Annotated in this window: 22 protein-coding genes; 13 read left to right on the forward strand and 9 right to left on the reverse strand. The window is 41.2% G+C overall.

The window, feature by feature from the left end:
* The first annotated feature begins 32 nt into the window (after positions 1 to 32).
* The 5 genes from ACP8HI_RS01415 (at position 33) to ACP8HI_RS01435 (ending at position 3,579) form a co-directional block, all read left to right on the forward strand.
* Positions 33 to 1,169 carry a sensor histidine kinase gene (locus ACP8HI_RS01415; RefSeq protein WP_438349378.1) on the forward strand — a complete coding sequence of 379 codons (1,137 nt, stop codon included), beginning with the start codon at positions 33 to 35 and terminating at the stop codon, positions 1,167 to 1,169.
* Entirely contained in the window at positions 1,166 to 1,765 is a 600-nt protein-coding gene (locus ACP8HI_RS01420) for a response regulator (protein ID WP_438349379.1), read from the forward strand. The genes ACP8HI_RS01415 and ACP8HI_RS01420 overlap by 4 nt, the downstream gene beginning before the upstream one ends.
* Before the next feature lie 245 nt (positions 1,766 to 2,010).
* Complete coding sequence (locus ACP8HI_RS01425) at positions 2,011 to 2,484, forward strand: double zinc ribbon domain-containing protein (RefSeq protein WP_438349380.1); 474 nt, start codon at positions 2,011 to 2,013, stop codon at positions 2,482 to 2,484.
* 17 nt (positions 2,485 to 2,501) lie between these two features.
* On the forward strand, positions 2,502 to 2,927 hold the full coding sequence (locus tag ACP8HI_RS01430; protein WP_438349381.1) for a hypothetical protein: 426 nt from the start codon (positions 2,502 to 2,504) through the stop codon (positions 2,925 to 2,927).
* A 205-nt stretch (positions 2,928 to 3,132) separates the two neighbouring features.
* Positions 3,133 to 3,579 (forward strand): hypothetical protein, encoded by a 447-nt coding sequence (locus tag ACP8HI_RS01435; RefSeq protein WP_438349382.1) that lies wholly within the window; start codon positions 3,133 to 3,135, stop codon positions 3,577 to 3,579.
* A gap of 132 nt (positions 3,580 to 3,711) precedes the next feature.
* Here ACP8HI_RS01435 and glgP read toward each other — a convergent pair whose 3' ends face one another.
* On the reverse strand, positions 3,712 to 5,337 hold the full coding sequence (gene glgP, locus ACP8HI_RS01440) for an alpha-glucan family phosphorylase (protein WP_438349383.1): 1,626 nt from the start codon (positions 5,335 to 5,337) through the stop codon (positions 3,712 to 3,714).
* 310 nt (positions 5,338 to 5,647) lie between these two features.
* On the opposite strand from glgP, the gene ACP8HI_RS01445 reads away from it, so the two are divergent.
* Positions 5,648 to 6,634 carry a Gfo/Idh/MocA family protein gene (locus tag ACP8HI_RS01445; protein ID WP_438349384.1) on the forward strand — a complete coding sequence of 329 codons (987 nt, stop codon included), beginning with the start codon at positions 5,648 to 5,650 and terminating at the stop codon, positions 6,632 to 6,634.
* A 2-nt stretch (positions 6,635 to 6,636) separates the two neighbouring features.
* A complete protein-coding gene (locus ACP8HI_RS01450) occupies positions 6,637 to 7,152 on the forward strand; it encodes a hypothetical protein (RefSeq protein ID WP_438349385.1) in 516 nt (171 codons plus the stop codon).
* Between the two features lie 151 nt (positions 7,153 to 7,303).
* On the opposite strand, the gene ACP8HI_RS01455 is transcribed toward ACP8HI_RS01450, so the two are convergent.
* On the reverse strand, positions 7,304 to 7,687 hold the full coding sequence (locus ACP8HI_RS01455; RefSeq protein ID WP_438349386.1) for a hypothetical protein: 384 nt from the start codon (positions 7,685 to 7,687) through the stop codon (positions 7,304 to 7,306).
* A 186-nt stretch (positions 7,688 to 7,873) separates the two neighbouring features.
* Complete coding sequence (gene mscL, locus ACP8HI_RS01460; protein ID WP_438349387.1) at positions 7,874 to 8,257, reverse strand: large-conductance mechanosensitive channel protein MscL; 384 nt, start codon at positions 8,255 to 8,257, stop codon at positions 7,874 to 7,876.
* 265 nt (positions 8,258 to 8,522) lie between these two features.
* Here mscL and ACP8HI_RS01465 point away from each other — a divergent pair, with 265 nt between their 5' ends.
* From ACP8HI_RS01465 to ACP8HI_RS01490, 6 genes are all read left to right on the forward strand, one after another.
* Positions 8,523 to 9,527 (forward strand): FecCD family ABC transporter permease, encoded by a 1,005-nt coding sequence (locus ACP8HI_RS01465; RefSeq protein ID WP_438349388.1) that lies wholly within the window; start codon positions 8,523 to 8,525, stop codon positions 9,525 to 9,527.
* A 1-nt stretch (position 9,528) separates the two neighbouring features.
* Complete coding sequence (locus tag ACP8HI_RS01470) at positions 9,529 to 10,554, forward strand: FecCD family ABC transporter permease (RefSeq protein WP_438349389.1); 1,026 nt, start codon at positions 9,529 to 9,531, stop codon at positions 10,552 to 10,554.
* A 33-nt stretch (positions 10,555 to 10,587) separates the two neighbouring features.
* Positions 10,588 to 11,544 carry an ABC transporter substrate-binding protein gene (locus ACP8HI_RS01475; RefSeq protein WP_438349390.1) on the forward strand — a complete coding sequence of 319 codons (957 nt, stop codon included), beginning with the start codon at positions 10,588 to 10,590 and terminating at the stop codon, positions 11,542 to 11,544.
* A 366-nt stretch (positions 11,545 to 11,910) separates the two neighbouring features.
* Positions 11,911 to 12,603 (forward strand): methionine ABC transporter ATP-binding protein, encoded by a 693-nt coding sequence (locus ACP8HI_RS01480; RefSeq protein WP_438349391.1) that lies wholly within the window; start codon positions 11,911 to 11,913, stop codon positions 12,601 to 12,603.
* A complete protein-coding gene (locus ACP8HI_RS01485; protein ID WP_438349392.1) occupies positions 12,596 to 13,258 on the forward strand; it encodes a methionine ABC transporter permease in 663 nt (220 codons plus the stop codon). Before ACP8HI_RS01480 ends, ACP8HI_RS01485 begins: the two co-directional genes overlap by 8 nt.
* Before the next feature lie 260 nt (positions 13,259 to 13,518).
* The gene (locus ACP8HI_RS01490) at positions 13,519 to 14,364 is read left to right on the forward strand and encodes a MetQ/NlpA family ABC transporter substrate-binding protein (protein ID WP_438349393.1); all 846 of its coding nucleotides are present in this window, start codon (positions 13,519 to 13,521) and stop codon (positions 14,362 to 14,364) included.
* Between the two features lie 90 nt (positions 14,365 to 14,454).
* Here the strand turns inward: ACP8HI_RS01490 and katA are convergent, their stop codons facing one another.
* From katA to ACP8HI_RS01520, 6 genes are all read right to left on the reverse strand, one after another.
* Positions 14,455 to 15,915: a catalase KatA gene (gene katA, locus ACP8HI_RS01495; protein WP_438349394.1), complete on the reverse strand. Its 1,461-nt coding sequence runs from the start codon at positions 15,913 to 15,915 to the stop codon at positions 14,455 to 14,457.
* A 251-nt stretch (positions 15,916 to 16,166) separates the two neighbouring features.
* The gene (locus ACP8HI_RS01500) at positions 16,167 to 17,558 is read right to left on the reverse strand and encodes a sugar porter family MFS transporter (RefSeq protein ID WP_438351671.1); all 1,392 of its coding nucleotides are present in this window, start codon (positions 17,556 to 17,558) and stop codon (positions 16,167 to 16,169) included.
* Between the two features lie 213 nt (positions 17,559 to 17,771).
* On the reverse strand, positions 17,772 to 19,118 hold the full coding sequence (locus ACP8HI_RS01505) for a response regulator transcription factor (protein WP_438349395.1): 1,347 nt from the start codon (positions 19,116 to 19,118) through the stop codon (positions 17,772 to 17,774).
* 20 nt (positions 19,119 to 19,138) lie between these two features.
* Positions 19,139 to 20,548 (reverse strand): histidine kinase, encoded by a 1,410-nt coding sequence (locus ACP8HI_RS01510; protein ID WP_438349396.1) that lies wholly within the window; start codon positions 20,546 to 20,548, stop codon positions 19,139 to 19,141.
* Positions 20,545 to 21,561, reverse strand: coding sequence for a substrate-binding domain-containing protein (locus ACP8HI_RS01515; RefSeq protein WP_438349397.1), 1,017 nt, complete (start codon positions 21,559 to 21,561; stop codon positions 20,545 to 20,547). The genes ACP8HI_RS01510 and ACP8HI_RS01515 overlap by 4 nt, the downstream gene beginning before the upstream one ends.
* Positions 21,562 to 22,452: 891 nt before the next feature.
* Positions 22,453 to 23,310 carry a helix-turn-helix domain-containing protein gene (locus ACP8HI_RS01520; RefSeq protein ID WP_438349398.1) on the reverse strand — a complete coding sequence of 286 codons (858 nt, stop codon included), beginning with the start codon at positions 23,308 to 23,310 and terminating at the stop codon, positions 22,453 to 22,455.
* Positions 23,311 to 23,420 lie beyond the last annotated feature (110 nt).

Consider the following 23,420-nt stretch of genomic DNA (forward strand, 5'->3'; position numbering starts at 1 on the left):
GAAATGGCAGACAAAAAAGAGGGTGGATGACCATGCAGAAATGGTATCAAAGTTTTCATAAGAGCACTGGACTAAGTCCATATGTATGGGTCGTCTTGTGCATCCTCCCTTTTTATTTCATATTTCGTTCGTCCTCTCCAATCCAGATAACTACTGGCATTATAATGACCTTTGTATTTCTGGGTTGTTATGTGATGTCTTTTGTGACGAAAGGCTGGCCGATATATATATGGACGAGTGTACAGATTGTGATCTCTATAGGCATGACCTTGTTGTTCGGTTATGTCTATTTTGCTATCTTCCTAGCCCTATTTATCGGAAATATTCAAAGTAAGGCGGGATTTATTACGCTGTATTGTATTCATTTGGTCACTACCTTTCTAAGCATTAATTATGGGTTTTTCACACAAAAGGCTCTATTTATCACTCAATTTCCATTTATTATAATGAGTTTGATTGGTGTTATTCTCATTCCAGTGAATACGTATAATCGAAATAAGAATGATAAGCTACAGGATCAGCTTGAGGATGCGAATAAGCGAATTTCTGAACTTGTAAAGCTAGAGGAGCGTCAGAGAATTGCCCGTGATTTGCATGATACATTGGGGCAGAAGCTTTCTCTTATAGGATTGAAGAGCGATCTAGCCAGCAAATTAATGAGTAAGAATATTACGCAGGCTCAAGCAGAGATTGATGATGTTCGTCAAACGGCTAGAAGTGCTTTGAAGGAAGTACGGGAAATGGTTACTCAAATGCGAGGAACGAGAGTTGAAGATGAGGTCTTTCGAGTTAGTCAGATACTAAAGGCCGCTGAAATTGAGTACAGCATTGAAGGTGATCCTATATTAAAGAATACCTCATTGCTTACGGAAAATGTGCTAAGTATGTGTCTCAAGGAGGCTGTCACGAATGTGGTGAAGCATAGCGAAGCGTCCTCCTGTACCATTTTTATTGAATCAACACGAACGGATCTGGTTATCAAAGTAAAGGATAACGGAATTGGTATGGATAAAGACAATAGTCGACTTAGGGGAAACGGGTTGCGGGGAATGATGGAGCGGCTTGAATTCGTAAATGGGACCCTTGAAATTAGTTCAGATCATGGAACAATGCTTGTCATTAAAGTTCCGAACGTTATCAAGAATCAGGATAAGGAGGTGGGGGAATGATTCGCATAGTCATTGCTGAAGATCAGCGGATGTTGTTGGGTGCTCTTGCTTCCCTGCTTGATTTGGAAGAGGACATGACTGTTGTTGGAAGGGCTAGTAATGGGGAAGAAGCGTTAGCGATGGTTCACCTTCATAAACCGGATATTTGTATTATGGATATTGAAATGCCGGCGAAGACTGGGCTCGATGCTGCTGAGGAATTGAAGGGATTCGATTGCAAAGTCATGATATTAACGACATTTGCTCGACCAGGATATTTCGAACGTGCACTCAAAGCGGGTGTAAGTAGCTATTTGTTGAAAGATAGTCCGAGTGAGGAACTCGCTAGTAGCATTCGCAGCGTCATGGCGGGGAGACGGATCTATGCACCAGAGCTCGTAGATGATGCTTATAGTGAGGAAAGTCCGCTAACGGATCGGGAGAAGGAAGTTCTACAGTTGATGTCCGATGGTAGAAATACGAAGGAAATTGCTGCTCAGCTATATATTACAACGGGAACCGTGCGCAATTATATTTCTGTTATTCTAGATAAGTTCAACGTCAGTAACCGAATTGAAGCCGTCACACGATTTAAAGAAAAGGGATGGTTCAAATAAAAACTCAAGTGGAAATCCATTTGAGTTTTTTTTTGAAAATATAAGAAAGTATAAGTTTCACTTGATACTCTATTCCTTATATTTCGGCAGAGACGGATACCTTAAAGCGATACGAAGTATCGCTAGCATCGGAAGCATAGACTCCTTGAAAAAGGACGGCATAGCCGTTTCTGCTTGTTGCGTGACAAAACGCGGAAATTGTTGGATAATATGAGACAGTATAGGTAATAAGGAGGAGATAATGGATGAGTTTTTTCAACAAATTGAAAGAAGGGGCTACAAAAGCCGCGGATAAAGCGAAAGATTCAGTGGATGTTGTAAGAATAAACGCTCAAATTTCTGCTAAGCAGAAAGAGATTGATAAGTCTTACTTGATGATTGGAGAGTCAGTGTTTAACGCGTATGCTGTTAACGATCTGACCATTGCGGAGCAAATCATTAAAGTGGAAAGCGATAAAATCATTATTTTGCAACAAGAGAATCATTTACTCACTCAAAGAATAAAGCAGATTAAAGATGAAAAGACCTGTTCCTGTGGAAAAGCTGTTCCTATGAATACTAAATTCTGTGCGTCATGTGGGAATAAGTTTGATGTTATCGACAGTGAAGAAGCCGTCGTTATTGTAGAAACCATACCGAATGTTATTGTGTGTTCAGATTGCGGTTCCACAGTAGCGGCATCCAATGAGTATTGCGAGAATTGTGGTCAAAAAGTATAGGACAGGGGAGATCAGGATTGAAACAGTTCTCAGTAGCCCTCCAAGAAACACGCAGATGGTTTGAAACATTGAAATGGTATTCATTTTTTCGTGAATTTGAGCTTCAACTCTTATTCGGAGGGTTAGGAATCATGTTCTTAAGAGACTTAGTCTATCAACTGTTACCGAATAAATTTAACAACATATTTTATTTTGTTTTTCAGACGATCCCGTTGAACTCATTGGCTTATCTAGCTTTCTTAGTGGGAGCATGGTTAACACTTGTATCTAGAAACAATCTGAAGTATTTACCTTATGGTTTGTGGGGATACGCATTGTATGTATTATTTCCTTTCACTAGTATATCGCTGTCATCGTTAATAACTCCTCTAGTGTATATTCTTCTGGGGTATGGGGTATTCAAGTATTCAGTAACTTCCTATGCGACAGAACTTGAAGGTTAGATGATAATAGTTGAATAGTTGGATTGTCTAATGCTTTACATAAAAGGAACCCACAGCAACGGGCTGTGGGTTCAGATTATTTTATATATACTAAAAGGGGTAACTTCATTGTACCGTTGTTACATTAAAAGAAGATGAAAATTAGATTGCAGTTTCATTACAATTGATTGAACGTTATGTTACTGCGGAGCGGGGGAATGTGTAAATGGAAAGTAATAAAATTGTTTTACCTGCATTGGGAGCTTTATTGGCTGCGATTATTGGGGGCGTAATCTGGGCAGCGTTTGGGGTAGTATCAGATTATGAATTAGGTATTATCGCTTGGGCCATTGGAGGATTAGCCGGATATGCTGTTGTATTATTTTCGAATAGACAGACAACTCAGATACATCAAGTTATGGCGGTCATCGCTAGTTTGATTGGGATAGTACTGGGTAAATATCTCTTCTTCAGCTACATAATAAACGATGGTTTTGAAGGGTTGTTTAATAGTGATGTAATTACTCTCTTTACGGATAATATAACTGATTTTTTCGGTGGAATGGATATCCTCTTTGTCGTGTTTGCAGTGGCAACAGCGTGGAAGTTACCAAGTCAAATGTCGCAGAAAGTGGATCAATCAGCTACGCAACCGGAAGAACCTAATATGTAAATCAGATTGAAAAGAAAAAGTACATGTTTTAGCAGAAATGGCTGTGCCGTCCTTGAATAAGGATGGCACAGCCATTTCTCCATTAGTTAAGCTATATCATTTATTAGCAGTTGTTAAAAAGGTCCCTTTTGATCACGCACGGTTAGGCTTAATATACATTTCGTTGAAATATTGTTCAAGCATCCGCTTGGTTGCAAACTCTTCGCGTGTAGTCTCAATACTTTTCTTCATCATGGCAACCCATTTCGGACGGTCTTCATAATACGTCGGAAGTACCCTATTTAGTAAAGTATCGTACAAGGCTTCCGTATCATGTCGGTCTAATTCTTCGAAGTCGGTTGTCTCGAATCCATCGCCGAACTGCCAACCATTCTCACCGTCGATACAGGCTTCTGGCCACCAACCGTCTAGGATGGAGCAGTTGAGGACGCCGTTCATCGCTGCTTTCATCCCAGAGGTTCCGCTAGCTTCAAGTGGTCTACGTGGGTTATTCAGCCAGATATCTGAACCACGAGTGAGCATAGCGCCAATGGTCATATCATAATTTTCTAAGAAAACGACGCTCTTTGGATATCTCTTCATCATAGCCACGAGATTGCTAACAATCTTCTTTCCAATATCATCCAATGGGTGAGCTTTACCAGAGAAGACAATCTGGACTTTACCCGATTTCAGATAGGGTTCAATGATTTCAGGAGTTGAGAAAATAAGATCACTCCGTTTGTAAGGAGCAGCTCTACGAGAGAAACCGATGAGCAGATTGTCTACATTTAACTGGATACCAGAGCGGTCCTTAATGAAGTCAATCAACTCGTGCTTGATTTCCATATGTGCGCCCCACAGATCCCCACCATCTTCAAAGGCGGCGGTGATGCGTTCATCAACCCAAGTTGGCGTATGGATGGCATTAGTAATGCCAATAATAGGAGATCTCCCGGCAATCTCTTTCCACATTTTGTTTGAGGTATCTGCATGCAATTGAGCTACGCCATTAGAAATGCGTGAAAGACGCAAGCCAGCTACGGTCATATTGAATGGATCTCCACCAATACGCTCCATTTGGTCACGGGTTAGGCCATTGAAAGCGGTCATATATTCAAGGCGGTCGAGTGGATGTGTTTCATTACCTTCTTTGATTGGAGTATGAGTGGTGAATACGACTTCTTCTTTAGTGGCTTTCCAAGCTTCTTCGAAGGAATGACCTGTACACATCTTTTCGCGAATCAATTCTGTGGCGGCAAGAGCCGCATGTCCTTCATTGAAATGATAGACATCTATCGGGATTTCTAGCGCCCGCATTGCTTTGACGCCGCCTATGCCGATCACGATTTCTTGCGCAATCCGTTCTTCACCAAACCAACCATAGAGCTGACCTGTTATCCAGGCGTCGTTATTCTCAGGGATATCGGTATCGAGTAAGTATAGTGGGCTATTGCCGAAATGTTCTGTCTTCCATATTTTACATACAACATCGATCTTTCTAACTTTAACCGTTACTTTAACTCCAGTATCCTCTAGGAAATCGTAAACATAGTTGTGGTATGTGTCGTATGGTTTACCATTTGCATCAATTCTTTGATCTGTGTAGCCTTGTTTCCATTTAAGTCCGATCGCTACAATCGGCATGCCGATGTCCTTGGCACCCTTGATATAATCCCCAGCAAGAATACCAAGACCACCTGCATACATTTTAAAATCTGAATGAAGTCCGTATTCCATACTGAAATAAGCTACGGTCGGTAATCTTTTTGTACTCATTTAACAGCCTCCTAATCATTTCGTTGTAGTGTTACTTGAACAACATGATGTAGTTGCTATCTAGATGCAAACGTTTGCTCAAAACATTGAGATTAACAATGATTCTAAACGCTTTCACAGATATATTAGCATAATCTAACGGAATACGTCTATAAACTTTGGGGATACAGCTACAGATGATGAACAATCGTTTGCACTCTCTTGATTAATGTTACTTATTTAATAAATTCAGTGTAGAAAGTGGACATGAAGAAATGAGAATGAGAGAATGATATAAATAAAGTCATATGGGAAGGAAATGAGATGAATTATGATACGATTCGGTATTATTGGAACGAACTGGATAACAGAACGTTTCATCCAAGGAGCGCTTGAGACAGATCAATTCATCCTGACAGCGATTTACTCGCGATCGGAAGAGAAGGGCAAGAACTTTGCATCTAAATATAATGATCCCAAGGTATATACGAATTTGGAGGAAATGGTATCAGGCGATCAATGCGATGCTGTATACATTGCTAGTCCGAACTCATTCCATGCGGAACAGGCGATACTTTGTATGAATCATGGAAAGCATGTTCTATGTGAGAAGCCACTGGCATCTAATGCAACTGAGACGCAAGAAATGATCACTGTAGCGAAGAAGAACAATGTCGTATTAATGGAAGCTTTGAAATCTACGATGATGCCGAATTTTACTATCATGAAAGATAATTTGTATAAAATAGGCCGAATACGGCGTTATTTCGCGAGCTATTGTCAATATTCCTCGCGCTTTGATGCATATAAACAGGGGAACGTTCTGAATGCCTTCAAACCAGAATTCTCCAATGGATCATTAATGGATTTAGGTATTTATTGTCTCTACCCGATGGTGGCGTTATTCGGCAAGCCGGATTCCGTTAAAGCAGTGGGGGTTCTTCTGTCTTCAGGAGCAGACGGTGAAGGAAGCATGGTGATGAAATATAAAGACATGGATGCGATTATTATGCACTCAAAGATTACTGATTCTTATTTGCCCGCGGAAATCCAGGGGGAGAACGGGACGATGGTGATTGATAAGATTAGTGTGCCATACGATGTGAAAATTCATTACAGAGATGGTTCGATTGAAGATCTAACTCGACCACAGGTTCATGAACCTATGTTCTATGAAATTCAAGAATTTATTGGGTTGGTGCAGAGCGGTCAGCGGGAAAGTTCTTTTAATTCTCATGCGAACTCGCTAGCTGTTGCAGAAGTTATGGAGGAAGCTAGACGTCAGATTGGACTTAAATATCCAGCGGATTTAGCATAAGCATGTTTGATCCTACCGTTTATGACAATTTAAAAGTGGCCTTTGAGAACTATCTCTATGATTTGGATAATCTAGAGGGCATCATTCTGATTATTAATCGAATGGATCGGATGGAAATGTCTGTTATGTCGAGGGAATTCGCCTTACAATTTGTGCTACCTGAGCATAGGAATGTGACAGCTGAAATTTCATTAGAGGCATCACTTAAAGATTTAGCAGCTGAAATTCTAGAACTACCGGGTGAGACTCCAGCCTGCACATTGCGCTTACGATTCTATATGCAGATTATGAATGTAGAGACACAGTGTAGACAGATTGACGATATACTACGGTATATTTGGAAGTCTTCGACAACACCGACACAAACGTTAAGCTATGTATATGGACAAGAGGATTCGCTATACATGAATACCATTGAAGTGAGATTTGAGCGGAGGATTAGCGAGGATCAGATGGAAGATATTCCGGAGTTGATTGATCATGTGATCCAGACCCTGACAGATCTGAATGATATTTAGCTAATCGAAGATACAATGTAATGTATAGAGCATACGCAGGATAGCTTGGTATGCTTCTCTGGTATTACGGTACGACAAAAAAACCTGGAATGGCTTAATAGCTATTCCAGTTTTTTTGAATTTCGGTTTCTAATCAACTAGAGAAGTAAGGTTACCGTGTGATAACTAGAATATCACAAGGCGGAGTAGAAGTACGTTGAATTTCACGGATGTTCTGATCAGATAGTCTAGCACTTACTAGAATAAATGACGAGGTTACATTATTGAAATTAAAATTCGCTAAGTTGGCAATATTCTGGCTTCCACGAAATACGCGGATTGAACCTTGGAAGTTATTGCGAGAAAATAATACTAGCGTGACATCACTAGGATTCACGGAATTTCTGAGCCTGAAACTGGTAAGTTCATTATTGAATTGGAATGCCCCTAGATTACGAACAGCTACTCCTCCATGTCTAAATAGGATTTGTCTTCCTGTAAAGTTAGAACCGGAGAAAAGAGAGAGTCTTAGATTACGATTGATATTGGATAACATTGCTATCACTCCTTTCATGAGATAATAACAATATATGAGAGTCTACTAGGATTGGCTTAGACTACTTTGAATTTAGAGAGTCTGTTTTTCTTCAGAAGTCGAAATATGTGAAGGGGTAATAACAACTTAGGGGATCCCGTGTGGGATCCCCTAAGTTGTTATAGAAATGTATGCAATTTAGTTATTCTAGACCTTGCCTTGTTTCAATAGGTCACGAATTTCTGTAAGCAATAATTCTTCCTTTGACGGTTCGGGTAAAGCAGTAGGTTTGGCTTCTTCTTTTTGTTTAAACTTTGATAGTAGTTTAACGAATAGGAAGATTGAGAACGCAACAATAATGAAATCGATAACTGTTTGTAGGAAAGCACCATAATTCAGAAAGGCGTCACCACCTAATGGGAATTGCATTCCGGAGAAATCCTTACCCCCAAGAATCAATCCAATCAATGGCATAAAGAGGTCATCAACCAAGGAGGATACAATTTTACCGAACGCTGCTCCGATGATAACTGCAATCGCAAGATCCATTACATTTCCTTTAAGCGCGAAGGCCTTGAACTCTTTTAACATATTTATATCACATCCTTAGCTTAGTAGTTAACCACGTTGAATTATATCAAAAGGCATGTGAGACTGGCAATAGTAAGTAACCTGTATATTCAACGACATCCAGCTGGAACGGGCTATAACTGGACAGTGATAAGATCAGATGAGTAAAGATATTATGAAGCTTGGATATTGTCATATACCAAAGAGGGAAATATGTTACAATTAATATTGATTATCATTATCAATTAGAGAATCAGTGAGAGGGAGGCCTTTTAAATACAAGCGTATGAAATGGAGTAAAAGAATAATAGTTTGTTTATGGTTTATCGCTGCAATCACAGGGTTAATGTTAACTATCTTCATTGCGATCTCTTACGGTGCTAAGGAACTGACACTAGGGACGGTGTGGTCGGCTGTATTCAATTACGATTCAAGTCTAACCTCCCATCAAATTGTGCATGAGCTAAGGCTGCCCCGCGTGCTCGGAGCTGTCATTACGGGTATGGCCTTTTCTGTGGCAGGGGCTATTATGCAAGGTGTAACACGTAATCCGCTTGCAGATAGCGGGATCCTTGGGGTGAATGCTGGGTCTGCATTTGTAGTTGCGCTTAGTTTTTCCTTGTTACCAGGCATGTCTTATTCAGGTCTAATGGTGATGTCGTTCGTTGGTGCTGCACTGACCACACTCTTTATAGTCATGATGGGGTCATCAACGCAAGGTGGACTATCATCGATAAGGTTAACGATAGCAGGTGCTGTTGTGGCTGCTATTCTACACTCGCTAAGTACTGGAATCGCCATTTACTTTGATCTGAGTCAGGATCTAGCTTATTGGTATGCAGGCGGCGTGGCTGGAGTGAATTGGGATCACCTAAAATTACTAGCGCCAATTGTCTTTATAACGATTGGATGGTCTATCACGATGGGGCGTTCAATAACATTTCTGTCTCTTGGTGATGAATCAGCTGTTAATCTTGGTATTCGAGTTAACAGAGTACGTCTTATTGGGTTAAGTGCAGCTGTAGTTCTGGCTGGATCTTCGGTAGCTGTTGCGGGTTCGATTGGGTTTCTTGGTCTTGTTGTTCCACATATTGCACGTCGGTTGGTAGGGGTAGATTATCGGATTGTGATTCCGTTCTCTGCCCTACTTGGAGCAATATTGCTTGTTTGTGCTGACTTTGCATCTAGGATGGTCAACCCCCCTAAGGAATTTGCTATAGGTGCGATGGTTGCTATGGTTGGAGTCCCTTTCTTTCTTTACTTAGCACGTAAGGAAAGGAGAGATATATAGCATGGATATGAATGTATTAGCTAGAAAAAGAGCTAAGAGAGCCATTTTCGTTAGTGTTTTATTGTTGTTTCTTGCGATTGCTGTTATTGTCGTAGGTCTGAATACAGGAACGATCCGTTTATCTCCATTAACCGTGTGGCGAACTTTGCTCGGAAATGGCACGGTGGAAGAGACCATGATTATGTTCGAATATCGATTGCCACGTATTCTCATAACGATATTAGCTGGCATTGGTCTCGGAATTTCAGGCGCTGTCATCCAGGGGGTAACGCGCAATTCGCTTGCTGATCCTGGAATTCTAGGTATTAATACGGGAGCGGCATTGGGATTAATTATTTTTGTTTCCTTTTTCCGTACGATGGAAGGGCCTATTGCGATATTGATTCCTTTGTTCACCTTTATGGGTGGTATCTTTACAGCTCTTATTATTTTCATATTTGCATATGATCGTCACCGGGGGATCTTACCGATTCAATTAATCTTAGTAGGGATTGCTGTTGCAGCTGGAATCAGTGCACTTACACTCTTATTGTCGCTAAAGTTGGATCAGGATACATATTCCTTCACTGCGCGTTGGTTAGCTGGAAGCATATGGGGTAGAGAATGGATTCATGTCTGGGTGCTGCTTCCATGGATATGCGTGCTAGTTCCATTCATCTATATTCGCTCTAGAACATTGGATGTATTTGCATTAGGTGATGAAATTGTGTTAAGCGTTGGCAGCCATGTTACTAAGAATCGAATCATCATGCTAGTGTTGGCGATAGCCCTATCTTGTGCCAGTGTGTCTATGGCGGGGGGGATCGGGTTTATAGGTCTCATTGCACCTCACATTGCTAAACGAATTGCGGGACTGGAGCATCGATATTTCCTTCCAGTAGCAGGATTGGTAGGTTTGGTTATTTTGGTAACTGCTGATACTATAGGACGTTCTATTTTTCAGCCGAATGCGATTCCAGCAGGTGTAGTTGTAGCGGCTATTGGCGGTCCATATTTTCTTTATTTACTTTTAAAAACAAAGATTTAACTAATTATTTACTAACGGGGGAATGAAATCACTATGAAAAAGGTAATGTTAACGATGGTATCACTTATGCTAATGGTCTTACTGGCCGCTTGTGGACAGACTAAAGAATCTACAACAACTTTATTGAGCACGAATAACGGAGCTGAGATAGAGAGCGCTGCATCAACATCTGATATTCTAGTTCATGATCCTAATGCTAGAATTGCTTCGATGTCGATTCATATTACGAATAATTTACTAGCTCTTGGTATTACTCCAGCAGGATCTGTTGTAGGCGGTGATGTGAAGGATTTCTTACCTCACGTAGCAGATCGTCTAGAGGGAGTAGCTAAGTTAGGTGTTGTTACAGACCCAAATATGGAATCTATACTCGCCCTTAAGCCCGATATTATTTATATTGATGCGGTTTATTCTGGATCAGACCTTGCCAAATTCGAGAAAATTGCGCCTACGATTAGCATAGATCTAGATTCGGGGACTTGGAGAGATCATTTGAAACGAATTGGAGAGCATGTAGGCCGTGAGAAGGAAGCGGAGGTGTTTATCGAAGAATATGAAGCCAAAGCTGAGCGGGTCAGTGGACTAATTCACAACGAGCTTGGGGCGGACGCAAAGGTTATGGCTGTTCGCATGACTGCTAAGGAATTACGTGTTATGGGTACAAGGCGTCCAGTAGGACCTATCATGTTCGAGGATCTTAAGCTGAATATGGCCAATGGAGTGGAGAAGATCGCAGTCAATGAACCCTATGAGGTGATTTCTAAGGAAGTACTTCCTGATTTTGATGCAGATGCCATTTTCGTTATTATTAGCAAAGGCAATGAAGCTAAGAGTAACTTTGACGAATTGGAGAAAAACCTAGTATGGCAAAATCTGAAGGCAGTCAAAAATAAACATGTCTATATTCTTGATGGACAAAAATGGCTTGACTATTCATCTGTGGGACACAGCATGGCACTTGATGATGCGGAGAAGCTTTTTACCAAGTAGAATCATGCTGTAAGGTTCTACTTAGCATATATTTTGGGACTGTCCTTAGGGATAGTCTCTTTTCAATCTTAATTAGGAGTATCTGCTACTCTCAAACGATCGATTGAGAGTAGCAGATACTCATTGTGTAGGTTATAAGATTCCGAAACGTAAGCTTCATCTTATTTGCAAGACTCTTCTAGTGAAAGGACAGGCTGTATTCAATAACCTTCGATTATGAATGTAACACGGAAAACCTATATGTAAAGCGACATTTAGGATTAAATATTGATCCTGTATCACAATTACCCTTAAACCTGTGGTATGATTAGTCTCAGCCTGACATCACATAGGAAACGCATGCTCTAAATGAAGGAGGATCTCTCCGTGATTTCGTTGCACCAGGTAAGTAAAAGTTTTATGAGTTCAGCTAGCCAATTCCAAGCTGTCAATTCTGTATCTCTTCAAGTACAAGAAGGAGAGATACATGGGATTATCGGCACTAGCGGTGCGGGTAAATCGACTCTGTTACGATTGATTAATTTGTTAGAGAAGCCGGATACCGGAAGGGTTATGGTGGGTAATCAGGATTTGACTCATATGACTGAGAAAGAGCTTCGCGAAGCTCGTAGAAATATCGGTATGATTTTCCAGAGTTTCAATCTGGTAAACAATAGGACGGTTAGTGGTAATGTCTCAATACCTCTTGAATTAGTAGGAATACCGAAGCGTGAACGATTGGAACGTGTTCATGAGTTTTTGCAATTTGTAGGCCTACAGCATAAATCCAAGCAATATCCTTCACAATTAAGTGGGGGAGAGAAGCAGCGGGTAGCAATTGCCAGAGCACTTGCGAATCATCCTAAAGTGTTATTATGTGATGAACCGACATCCTCTTTGGACCCTAGCACCACAGAGGGTATTTTGGATGTGCTGAAACAACTTAACCGAAGCTTCGGTCTCACCATCGTCATTGTGACACATGAAATGGATGTCATCCGCAACATGTGTCATAATGTATCCGTTATGGAATCAGGCCGTTTAGTAGAGACTAGAGTGGTGGATCATACACATGGCTGAATATATCATGCAGTATCAGTCTGAAATATGGAAGGCTATTGGGGAGACTTTTGCTATGGTGGGGATATCCATCTTTGCAGCGATTTTAGTGGGCCTTCCAGTGGGTACCTTTCTATATTTGTTGCGAAAGAGTCAATTGTACGAGAATGGGTTGCTCTATGGTATTTTGAATATAATAGTCAATGTCGTCAGGTCATTTCCTTTTCTACTACTCGTCGTATTCTTGATTCCATTTACTCGGCTCGTCGTAGGGACGGCTCTCGGTACGCTTGCAGCATCGGTGCCCTTATCCATCATGGCAATTGCATACTATTCGAGATTAGTAGAGCAGTCCCTCTTGGAGGTTCCCAAAGGGGTTATCGAAGCAGCCTCATCGATGGGAGCATCCACCTTGCAGATTATCGTCAAATTTCTGTATGTAGAAGCACGATCAGGTCTTGTGTTAGGATTAACCACCTCAACCATCAGTTTTATATCTTATTCGACTGTGATGGGTATCGTAGGTGGAGGTGGAATTGGGGATTTCGCCATTCGTTATGGGTATCAAAGGTTTGAGACGGATCTTATGATCTTTACGATTATTATTATGATCATTCTGGTACAGAGTATCCAGTATACGGGTAGCTTTATTTCTAGAATATTGGATAAAAGATAATGAAATATAGATTATATTCAAGGTAGCGCAGGGGAAGGAATTGTCCTGAAGAAGCGAAGTGTTCGCCTACAAGTTTTCCGTAGGAAAGCTACAACGAAAGCATATGCTTTGCCCTCTGATTTCAACTGCTATAAGCGGAATAAATCAAGAAATCAGAGGGCAACAGCGATCGTAAGGACAATCCGTCAGCGTAGCGGTCGTGAATTGCTTAAACTAATGATTTTCAATAAATAATAGATAAAGACTACGGGGGTATTTACATGAAGAGAAATAGAAAAGTATTGTTTATTTCAGTTATTGTATTAATGCTAGTTATCGCTGGATGTGGTAAGAATAATAACCAGAATCAAACTCAGACCGAAGCTGAAAGTAGTAAGCAAGAAGAAGTTACATTGAAAATTGCTACGCTTATTCCACCAATGACAGAAGTACTAGAACTAGTGAAGCCACTGTTGAAGGAAGATGGCATTAATCTTGAAATCGTCGTGTTGTCTGATAATATTCAACCTAACAATGCCTTGGCTAACAAGGAGGTTGACGCTAACTTCTTTCAACATGTTCCCTATATGGAACTATATAACGAGAGCAATAACACTGAATTGGTAAAAATAGAATCGATCTATAATGCCATCTATGGTGCATACTCCAAAAACTATAAGAACATAGATGATGTACCCGAGGGGGCGACCATTGCGATCGCAAATGATCCATCCAACATTGGACGATCCCTTGTTATGTTTGAGAAGAATGGTTTGATCAAGTTAAAAGAAGGTGTAGGTATTAACGCTACACAAGCAGATATTATCGAGAATGAGAAGAAATTCAAATTTAAAGAAGTTGATTTATTGATGCTTGCGCGCACAATGGACGATGTAGATCTCGTTGCCATGACCCCAGCATATGCGAAACCGCTTGGGCTAACACCTAAGAAGGATGCGTTGATTTCGGAAGGGAATGATTCCGATTTCGTCATTACGCTAGTGGCTCGCAAAGATAATGCAGATTCAGAACCGATTCAGAAGCTTGCCAAGAGAATGACAGGTCCTGAAGTGAAACAATTCTTCAAGGATAATTACGATGAAATTGCTGTACCTGCATTTGAATAGTCTACCAAATGAAAAAACGGCTGTTCCATCCGTAGAGAAATCTACGTTGGAACAGCCGTTTTGATATTATTATTTATTGTAGAAGGGATATTATGATTGCTGTGGTACAGACAATCCAAGTCCTTCGGCAACACGTTGCCCGAATTCTGGATCAGCTTTATAGATGTGTCCGATCTGGCGAAGTTTAATCTCATCTTTATCAACAGGCTTCATAGCTCCGACAAAGTTCTGAACAAGTCGAGTACGCTCGTCTTCACTCATCAGACGGTATAAGTCACCAGCTTGTGTATAGTGATCATCGCTATCATAAGCTACACTATCAGCGAATCCGGATACTTCGAATGGAGCGGGCTTGTCTTGTGGTGATTCTGTAGCTCCACCGTAACTATTAGGCTCGTAGTAAACGGAACTTCCACCATTGTTATCAGGTCGCATTTGTCCATCACGTTGATTGTTGTTTGCTTTTGCAGCATAAGGGCAGTTGATAGGTAACGCATTATGGTTAGCTCCTACGCGGTAACGATGAGCATCTCCGTATGAGAATAGACGACCTTGTAGCATTTTATCTGGAGAAGCTTCGATACCAGGTACAAATGAGCCGGGAGAGAATGTAGCTTGCTCCACTTCAGCGAAATAGTTCTCTGGATTACGATCTAGGACCATCCGACCAACTTCGATAAGCGGGTAATCTTTCTGGGACCATACTTTAGTAACGTCGAATGGATCGAAACGATACGTATTCGCATCTTCTAATGGCATAATTTGAACGGAGAGCTTCCATACTGGGAAATCACCTTGATCAATAGCATTGAATAGATCCTCGGTATGATAATCAGGATTCTCACCTGCAAGTTTAGCAGCTAGATCGACATCAAGGTTTTTGATTCCTTGCTCTGTTTTGAAATGATATTTCACCCAAACAGCTTGGCCTTCTGCATTAACCCATTTAAATGTATGACTTCCAAATCCGTGCATATGTCTTAATGTTGCAGGGATACCACGATCGGACATGAGAATAGTTACTTGATGCAATGATTCAGGAGATAAAGACCAGAAATCCCAAACGGCATTAGGACTCTTCAAATGTGTCTGTGGATGACGCTTCTGTGTATGAATAAAGTCAGGGAATTTAATGGCATCACGGATGAAGAATACGGGTGTGTTGTTACCAACTAAATCGTAGTTTCCTTCTTCGGTATAGAACTTCAGAGCGAATCCACGTGGGTCACGTACGGTATCAGAAGATCCAAGTTCACCAGCAACGGTGGAGAATCGAGCAAACATAGGTGTGCGTTTTCCCACTGCATTAAGAAAGGAAGCTTTAGTATATTTAGATAAGTCATTTGTAACTTCGAAATAACCATGGGCTCCGGCACCCTTAGCATGTACAACACGTTCTGGAACACGTTCACGATTGAAATGCGCCAATTTCTCTAATAGGTGTACATCCTGAATTAATACTGGACCACGGGAACCTGCTGTCATTGAGTTCTGGTTATCTCCTACAGGAGCGCCCCAGCTTGTTGTTAGTTTATTATTTTCATTAGTCATTCACGAATCACCTCTTAAGTTATTTTTAAATATAAGAAAGTATATGTTTCATTTGATACTCTATTTCTTATATTCCGTTTCTGTTTGATATAATTATATGATACCAGTTATCAGAATATAATCAATACTTTTTTATAATCATTCTAAATAGATTATTGGTAAATGATTATTTTTCCGTGAAAGAAAGCCATGATCTCCTGTGTTATCAATGGAGATCATGGCCTTTTTATTGATACTATAGATATGTTCTATTAGGCTTTATGCGTAGGAGTACTCCCTGAAGGGGTCCAAAGCAATTCGATTTCTTCCAGCGTTTTCCCTTTTGTCTCGGGAACAACACGCCAAGTGAAGATGAATGTAATGAAGGACATTGCAGCGAATATCCAGAACGTAATCCCAGGTCCTATTGAACTCAGCATAGGTGGAAATGACTGAGAAACGACATAATCAGCTGCCCAAAGCGCCATGGAAGCGATGGCTATAGCTTTGCCACGGATTCGGTTAGGGAAGATTTCAGACATAATGACCCATACGACTGGACCTAATGATATGGCAAAGGAAGCTACATATAATAATATAAAGATTAGAACCCAAGGTCCTGAAGTGTTTCCTGTTTGAAAGGCCGCACCTATAACAATGAGACAAATCATCATCGATCCTGTACCGACTAACAGCAACGCTTTACGCCCAACCTTATCAATGAGCCATATGGCTAGAATCGTGAACAGGAAATTGACCAAACCGACAAATATCGTCTGGATTAGTGCTGAGTTCGTCCCGGCTCCTGTTGCTTTGAATATTTCCGGTGCGTAATACATCACCGCATTAATTCCTGTAATCTGCTGTAAGACTGCCAGTGCAACACCAACAATGAGCGCGATGCGTAGTCCTGGTTTGAACAACTGGCGAATCGATCCGCTTTCCTGATCGAATGACTTCTTAATGTCGATAACTTCTTTCTTGGCTAAATCTTCACCGTGAATACGAAGTAGAATAGGCAAGGCATCGGCTGGTCTTCCTTGCTTGATCAACCATCTTGGGCTTTCAGGAACAAAGAAGAGCAAGACTAGAAATAGGACGCCTGGAATGGTACCAACTCCGAACATCCAACGCCAAGCCGTAGTGACTCCCCAAGCAGCATCACCAGAATTGGAAATCCACAAGTTGACGAAATACGTGAGGAAGATTCCAGTTACGACTGCAAGCTGATTCAACGCTACTAGACGACCACGGAATTTAGCTGGAGCAATTTCAGCATTATAGAGTGGACTAAGCGTAGATGTAATCCCTATTCCTAACCCTCCAATGATACGAGCAATAATATAATAGGAGAATGTATCTGCTAATCCAGAACCGATTGAACCGATAATGAATAGAATAGATGCGGTAATCAGTAATCTTTTTCGACCAAATTTATCGCTCAACACTCCTGAGAATGCAGCTCCTACAATACAGCCAATAATTAGACTGGAAACGGCCCAACCCACCTGTATCTGATTTAATTGAAAATGTTCTTGCATAAAACCGATGGCACCCGACACGACTGCCGTGTCGAATCCGAATAATAATCCACCAAGAGCGGATACAATGGACACTAGGGTCACAAACTTCATACTTACTTTTTCAGGTTCTTTACTTATCATACTATCCAACTTCATTTCTCCTCTCGACACATCCACTTAAATCCGTTTTATTGTATCATGGATAACCTTAGCTTTAGGGAACTAAAACCTTCACATTACTGTGTTATTCCCGCATTTAATTAGGAGGATTCAATTTAGGTTTTGAGATGAAGGGAAAGTAGCACTTTTATGACCTAATAACATAAAAAAGTCCATGACATAGGCATGGACTTCTCACGATTTATTCTGACCACGATATTCGCTGGCTGTAATCCCGGTAACCTTTTTGAATACACGGCTGAAATAATTAGGATCATTATAGCCGACTTTGTAGCAGACCTCCTTAAGGCTAAGGTGCCCGGAACTCATTAGAGTTTTGGCTTTGTCGATCCGCAAATGGGTCAGAAAATCAATAAATGTACTGCCGGTTTGTTGTTTGAATATTTTACTGAAATAGTGGGGATTGAGGTGGACAACATCCGCGACCTCTTCAAGAGATAGATCTTCTGTAAATCTTTCCTGAATGTACCCAATTGCCCTGTCGAGGACGCTCAGCGTTTGTTGCTCACGTTCTTCACGAATATGGTGCAGTGCGGATAGAACATAGGATCTATGACTTGATTCCGTTATAAAGGAATGGTGTTCTGATTCGGAGGGTGGCTGTAGTTCACCTTCCTTCAATTCTTCGAAATGGCATACATTTCCGTTATGATCGTCATAGGTGGATGCAAATACAGCTTCGAAGTAGGACTTTCGTAATCCGTCTGCTCCGCTCCCAATTGAGCCAATGCCAATGGATACTTCATATTTAAGCTGTTGTTCAACAAGCAGACCTAGTTTGGTTCCGTACTGTTTCATCGACTCTTTCCATAGAGCATCTTGAATGTCCGGGTCTTTCCATAAGAAAATGGCCATATGACGATTAATGAGAGAACTTACAATACTACTGGTTTTAGCCGTCTTGGTGTAACTTCGGATGACGTCGTATATTTTCTGCTTATTCTGCGAATGAACATGTTCTGGGAAAGCCATGACTATGGCACAGCCCTGTTCGAGAGGGAAGTGAAGCCATTCGGATAATTGTTCGGCGTCTGTGTCCAATGTCTGATCAACCATGAACATTAAGGCAAGTTCGTTCTCGACTAACGGCAACAGCTGCGATACTTTATGTCTGAGTTCGAGCTCATCATTTCGTCTTTTCTTCTCCTTCTTCAGTTCTGCGAGAAGTTCCTCCAGTACGGTAACGACCTGTTCACGCTTGGCCGGTTTAAGAAGGTATTCCTTTACACCAAGCGTAAGTGCTTCCTGGGCATATGCAAAGTAATCGTAGGCAGTCACCAAGATGAACTTCGTATCGGGAAGTCGCTCTTTAATTTCGCGTATAGCGGTCAAGCCTTGAATTCCCGGCATATTGATATCCATCATCACGATATGTGGTCGATGCTCCTCCGCTCGCTCAATAGCCGTTCGTCCATTGTCCGCGTGAATGACCTCAAACGTATCCGGCATCATGCGCTGAATGATCCATTCCAGTCCTTCGCGTTCCAGCGCCTCGTCATCCGCGATCAATAGTCGATACATGTTGGTGTTCGTTCTCCTTTCTACTTTGGAATAAGGATGGTTATCGTAGTTCCTTGCCCGGGTGCGCTATCAATATTCATAAGATTAGGTTGTCCATAAAATAACTGTATACGCTTAAACACATTTCTTGTACCAAGACCGGTGGAGTGCTCTTTCTCCGTTCCTGCTTCCATTCGTAGTATGGCTTGTCTTGTGTTCTCATCCATTCCGCATCCGTTATCTATTAACTTGATGAGTATGCCCTTTGGAATTCTCATGATTTCTAGCCGGATAAGCCCGCCTTGTTCCATCCCTTGAACACCATGTAAGAAGGCATTCTCAACCATAGGCTGAAGTGTCAAAGCAGGGATAGGCTCTTGTAGTGTGGACTCATCAATATCTAATTCGAATTGGATTCGATCCCTGAATCGTGCTTGCTGAATCGTACAGTATTCTTGGACGATGTTCAGTTCATCTTTCATCGTCACAGGTTGATCGAGATTACGTAAATTATACCGTAGAAGATTAGACATAGAAATGATGAGATCGCTCGTCTTCTCCGCACCTTCTAATAAAGCTAACTTAGAGAGTACATTTAAGGTGTTGAAAAGAAAGTGTGGATTCATCTGGTTCTGTAACGCTTGCAACTCCAATTCTTTAAGTAGCTTCTCCTGTTCTATATTTGCTTTATCCTTCTCCATTAATACGACTAGATCGTTAGTCATCTGCTTAAATGCTTCCGACAAGATGCCAAGTTCATCGTTGGAATGAGAGCGGAGAGAATCGACCACCTTAAGATCACCAAGCGACACCCGCCTGGCTAGACTGACCAGCTTTCTGACAGGTCCGGTGATGCTCTGAGAAATCCAGATCGCAAGTACGATGCTCATCAATGTATTCACAACAAATATAGCTGAACTTAATTGATTCATTCGCGTATTCTCTTGTTGGACTTCTTGGTAAATGGGTTGATAGAAGGCGAGTTCTATATCTACAAGACGCTGTGCTTCCTCTCGAATAAATCCAGTTGTATGCTCTGCATCGGCGTAATGGGCGAATGCGATACTTGGCGTTTGAGCTTCAACTGCTGCAAGTACAGCTGTCGTCTGTTCAATCAGTGTTTCCAGCATATGCGAATATCCCGTGAGAGTCGAAGGTGGAAGAGAGGGACTCGTGATCTTGGAGAGCTTGCTACGAATTTCCTCTAACTTGTGCTGCTCTTGGTCTAAATTTGTGGTGCTATTACTTTCAGTATGAATTAAATCTTGGTAGAGTAATCTAAGAGTAAGATCCGCCGTTTGAGCGGATTGATTATACATCAGGATTCGGTCCATCATAATACCGTAGCTTTGTTGAACGGTTTGACTGCTTTGAAATAGAAAGAAGGTAACTGAATTGACGAGCAATACGAGTAGCGGAATAAACAATAGCAGTTTTTTGCGAATCGTCATGGGTACACCACCTCTTCGGAAACGGCAGATGTCCTTCGATCAAGTACGGTAATCGCTGTGAAATGCTGCTGTTGTAATGCCTTACCTTGGAAAAAATCATGAATAAGCGATATGGCATCATAACCCATTCTGTTGGGTTGCTGGACAATAGTCGAGACGATCTGACACTGAGTAATAGCTTCCTTCGTTTCAGCTAAGTCGTCAAATGCGAATATGTTGATCCCTTTCCCATGCGCGGGCACACGTTGTACGGCTTCGAGGATACCGATTCCATCCAAAGAGCTGAGTCCAACCATATAAGAGACTTCTGGATGATGTAAGAGGATGTATTCTGCTTGCTCAGCTGCTTGAAGACGAGAAATGTTGGAAGATTTCACTTCAGCAATCGAAAGGTTATCATATTGACTGATAACGGAACGGAACCCTTGAAGACGTAATTGTTGATTATCTGCCGATTCGTTTCCGATCAATACACCAATGCTTACTTGTTCAACTAGTGGTTGTTCATGGATGGATTGAACGATAAGCTCACCCATTCTTTTCCCAGCATCTAAGTTATCCGTTCCTACATAAGACAATCTTTGGCTACCAGGTTCATCGGTATCTATGGTGATTACAGGAATTCCTTGATCTGTAGCTTTATCAATTAACGTACGATAGTGAGGGTCATTGATTCCTTGAATTATGACGGCATCTGCCTTGGCAGCAATGGCTTTCTCTAATCGTTTGATTTGTTCATCTGGATTGATACGAAATGGTCCCATATATTCGAGATCCATGCCATATTTCTGAGCGGCTCCTCGAGCCCCTTCCTCAATAGAACGCCAATAGGGGTTGTCCAACTCTTGTGAGATCAACACGACGTGACGAGGGATAGAATCACTCCCATCTGTGGACTTCAGAGGTTGGATCAACTCACGAATATGTAGCATAGAGAACAGGAAACTTAGCATTAAACAAGCAAATATAACAAATAGGATCACAATGCTCAGATTCCATTTCCGGTTAGACATACCGCAACTCCTTAGAAATGTACTTAGTATGCACATTATACTAGAAACATGGAGTAAACCCCAAACGAACGAACATTACATGTATTATTTCCGTGGCAATTATTTAACGATGAGTAAAAAAAGCGAATGTGCGGGAAATGGGAGTATGTGGTAGGGTCATTTTGGAGGACTTCCCGCTCTACCCTTTATGATTTTTAAAAGTCTATATAAGGTGTTGAAATTACTTGAATAGCCGATACGACACCCACCAAATTCCATTCATATCCATGAAGGATCTTAAATTCCAGATGTTATTCAGTGGAATATGCACAGAGTGGTGATGTTAGAGTGCAGAATAATGCTTCGAGTATGAAGGTAGTGAAGGTGAAGCTAGAATAGATGCAGAAAGTACACTTCATTAGCAGGAAAAGTCGGTAAGGAAGGATATAGTTGTAAAACCTACACTTAAAAGTGGCGAAAACGGTTAAAAGTGAGAATTCCAGTAATCTAGATGTACTTTATGCAACTAAAGTTAGTGTTAAAGGGGATTGACCAAATCTAAGTGTAGTTTTTGCAGCTAATGGTGAATGATGGAGGCGGAAGGTGACTAATGGTGATGGTGTTGGTGTTGCAGCTCATACCTGCTAGCGATACAATGTATCACTGGCATCAGAAAAGTAAACTTCTTCACTATATGAACTCTTTCACCAATGACGGCATAGCCGTTTCTACATGCTCTATTAAAGTTGCTAAGGGCGTGAGTGTGGGATGGAGAGCAGAGCGTCCGCCTTTAAAATTGTGTTCTATCCACTTAATAATAACATTCATGAGAACACGGTTTTAACAGCAGCGAAAGCCTAGACTCACGCTCTTCCACGATTTTAACAGCTGCCGAAGCCCTCGTTCTTCCACTCACGTCCTTCCATGGGCTTTACGATAATCTCGCGGAGATAGATGCGAGATTTTTTTAAATGTTTTACCGAAATGGGAGAAGTTATCGAAGCCACATTGCCAAGCAATTTCAGAAATAGGAAGCTGAGTCTCCCTTAAGCGTCTTTGAGCTTCCTTAATTCGGCTTAAGTTTAAATAATGACTGAAAGTAAATCCAGTCGTTTTTTTGAAAAGATGGCTTAAGTAGAATGGGCTGATATAGAAGTGACTTGCAACTTCCGTCAGTGAAAGTGTTTCGGCAATATGATCATTGAGGTAGCGGGTGATGTCGGATATTTTGCGATGTATCGGTGTTTCATTGTCCAATAAGAGAAGTGTATTATTCTGGCGTTGCCGATGGGCATATAGAAGCAGCTCAACAATCCGATGCCGGATGACGAGGACGCTACTGGGTTGTAACGATAATAACTCGTGCTTGATCTCATCCATCAATTCTGTTAAATAACTACTCTCGTGTAGATGAAGCCGGAGTATAGGAATATCCCACTTAAAAGATTCTTCCAACATAGGTAGCCATTCTGGATAAGATTGTTCTAGAAAGCTACGAGCTAAATAGATGACGATTCTTTCGTGATCAGGAATGCCTACATCGGATGTTTTGTGAACGGCATTGCGGTCAATGAATACAAGATCTCCAGCCACAATACGATAGCTCCGTTCTTTAATGAAATAGGTACGTTCACCTGAGCACAGGTAATACAACTCGTAATGATCATGGATATGGTCTTCTTGCATACTGTAGTGTCCAACTCTTCGATCATAATCAATGCCTATTTGCTGATTGGGGTCTTGAAAGTTTAAATGAAAGGGCTGATTCACTAGTCTCACCTCTAATATAAATTATAGCAAATAAAGCGGGGTATTTGAAGGAATAGACATATTTTGCGGAGAATATAGTTGTTATTTGCGGTATTGTTATTGTAACAAGA

Origin of the sequence: Paenibacillus sp. FA6, from assembly GCF_051550225.1 — a bacterium.
Lineage (GTDB): Bacteria > Bacillota > Bacilli > Paenibacillales > Paenibacillaceae > Paenibacillus_AQ.

Coding starts and splice junctions, on each gene's coding strand:
- ACP8HI_RS01500 (WP_438351671.1), bottom strand. CDS start 17,558: ATGATAAGTAAAGAACCTGAAAAAGTAAGTATGAAGTTTGTGACCCTA.
- ACP8HI_RS01505 (WP_438349395.1), bottom strand. CDS start 19,118: ATGTATCGACTATTGATCGCGGATGACGAGGCGCTGGAACGCGAAGGA.
- ACP8HI_RS01515 (WP_438349397.1), bottom strand. CDS start 21,561: ATGTCTAACCGGAAATGGAATCTGAGCATTGTGATCCTATTTGTTATA.
- katA (WP_438349394.1), bottom strand. CDS start 15,915: ATGACTAATGAAAATAATAAACTAACAACAAGCTGGGGCGCTCCTGTA.
- ACP8HI_RS01415 (WP_438349378.1), top strand. CDS start 33: ATGCAGAAATGGTATCAAAGTTTTCATAAGAGCACTGGACTAAGTCCA.
- ACP8HI_RS01450 (WP_438349385.1), top strand. CDS start 6,637: ATGTTTGATCCTACCGTTTATGACAATTTAAAAGTGGCCTTTGAGAAC.
- ACP8HI_RS01475 (WP_438349390.1), top strand. CDS start 10,588: ATGAAAAAGGTAATGTTAACGATGGTATCACTTATGCTAATGGTCTTA.
- ACP8HI_RS01445 (WP_438349384.1), top strand. CDS start 5,648: ATGATACGATTCGGTATTATTGGAACGAACTGGATAACAGAACGTTTC.
- ACP8HI_RS01470 (WP_438349389.1), top strand. CDS start 9,529: ATGGATATGAATGTATTAGCTAGAAAAAGAGCTAAGAGAGCCATTTTC.
- ACP8HI_RS01455 (WP_438349386.1), bottom strand. CDS start 7,687: ATGTTATCCAATATCAATCGTAATCTAAGACTCTCTCTTTTCTCCGGT.
- ACP8HI_RS01490 (WP_438349393.1), top strand. CDS start 13,519: ATGAAGAGAAATAGAAAAGTATTGTTTATTTCAGTTATTGTATTAATG.
- ACP8HI_RS01425 (WP_438349380.1), top strand. CDS start 2,011: ATGAGTTTTTTCAACAAATTGAAAGAAGGGGCTACAAAAGCCGCGGAT.
- ACP8HI_RS01485 (WP_438349392.1), top strand. CDS start 12,596: ATGGCTGAATATATCATGCAGTATCAGTCTGAAATATGGAAGGCTATT.
- mscL (WP_438349387.1), bottom strand. CDS start 8,257: ATGTTAAAAGAGTTCAAGGCCTTCGCGCTTAAAGGAAATGTAATGGAT.
- ACP8HI_RS01465 (WP_438349388.1), top strand. CDS start 8,523: ATGAAATGGAGTAAAAGAATAATAGTTTGTTTATGGTTTATCGCTGCA.
- ACP8HI_RS01435 (WP_438349382.1), top strand. CDS start 3,133: ATGGAAAGTAATAAAATTGTTTTACCTGCATTGGGAGCTTTATTGGCT.
- ACP8HI_RS01420 (WP_438349379.1), top strand. CDS start 1,166: ATGATTCGCATAGTCATTGCTGAAGATCAGCGGATGTTGTTGGGTGCT.
- ACP8HI_RS01510 (WP_438349396.1), bottom strand. CDS start 20,548: ATGACGATTCGCAAAAAACTGCTATTGTTTATTCCGCTACTCGTATTG.
- glgP (WP_438349383.1), bottom strand. CDS start 5,337: ATGAGTACAAAAAGATTACCGACCGTAGCTTATTTCAGTATGGAATAC.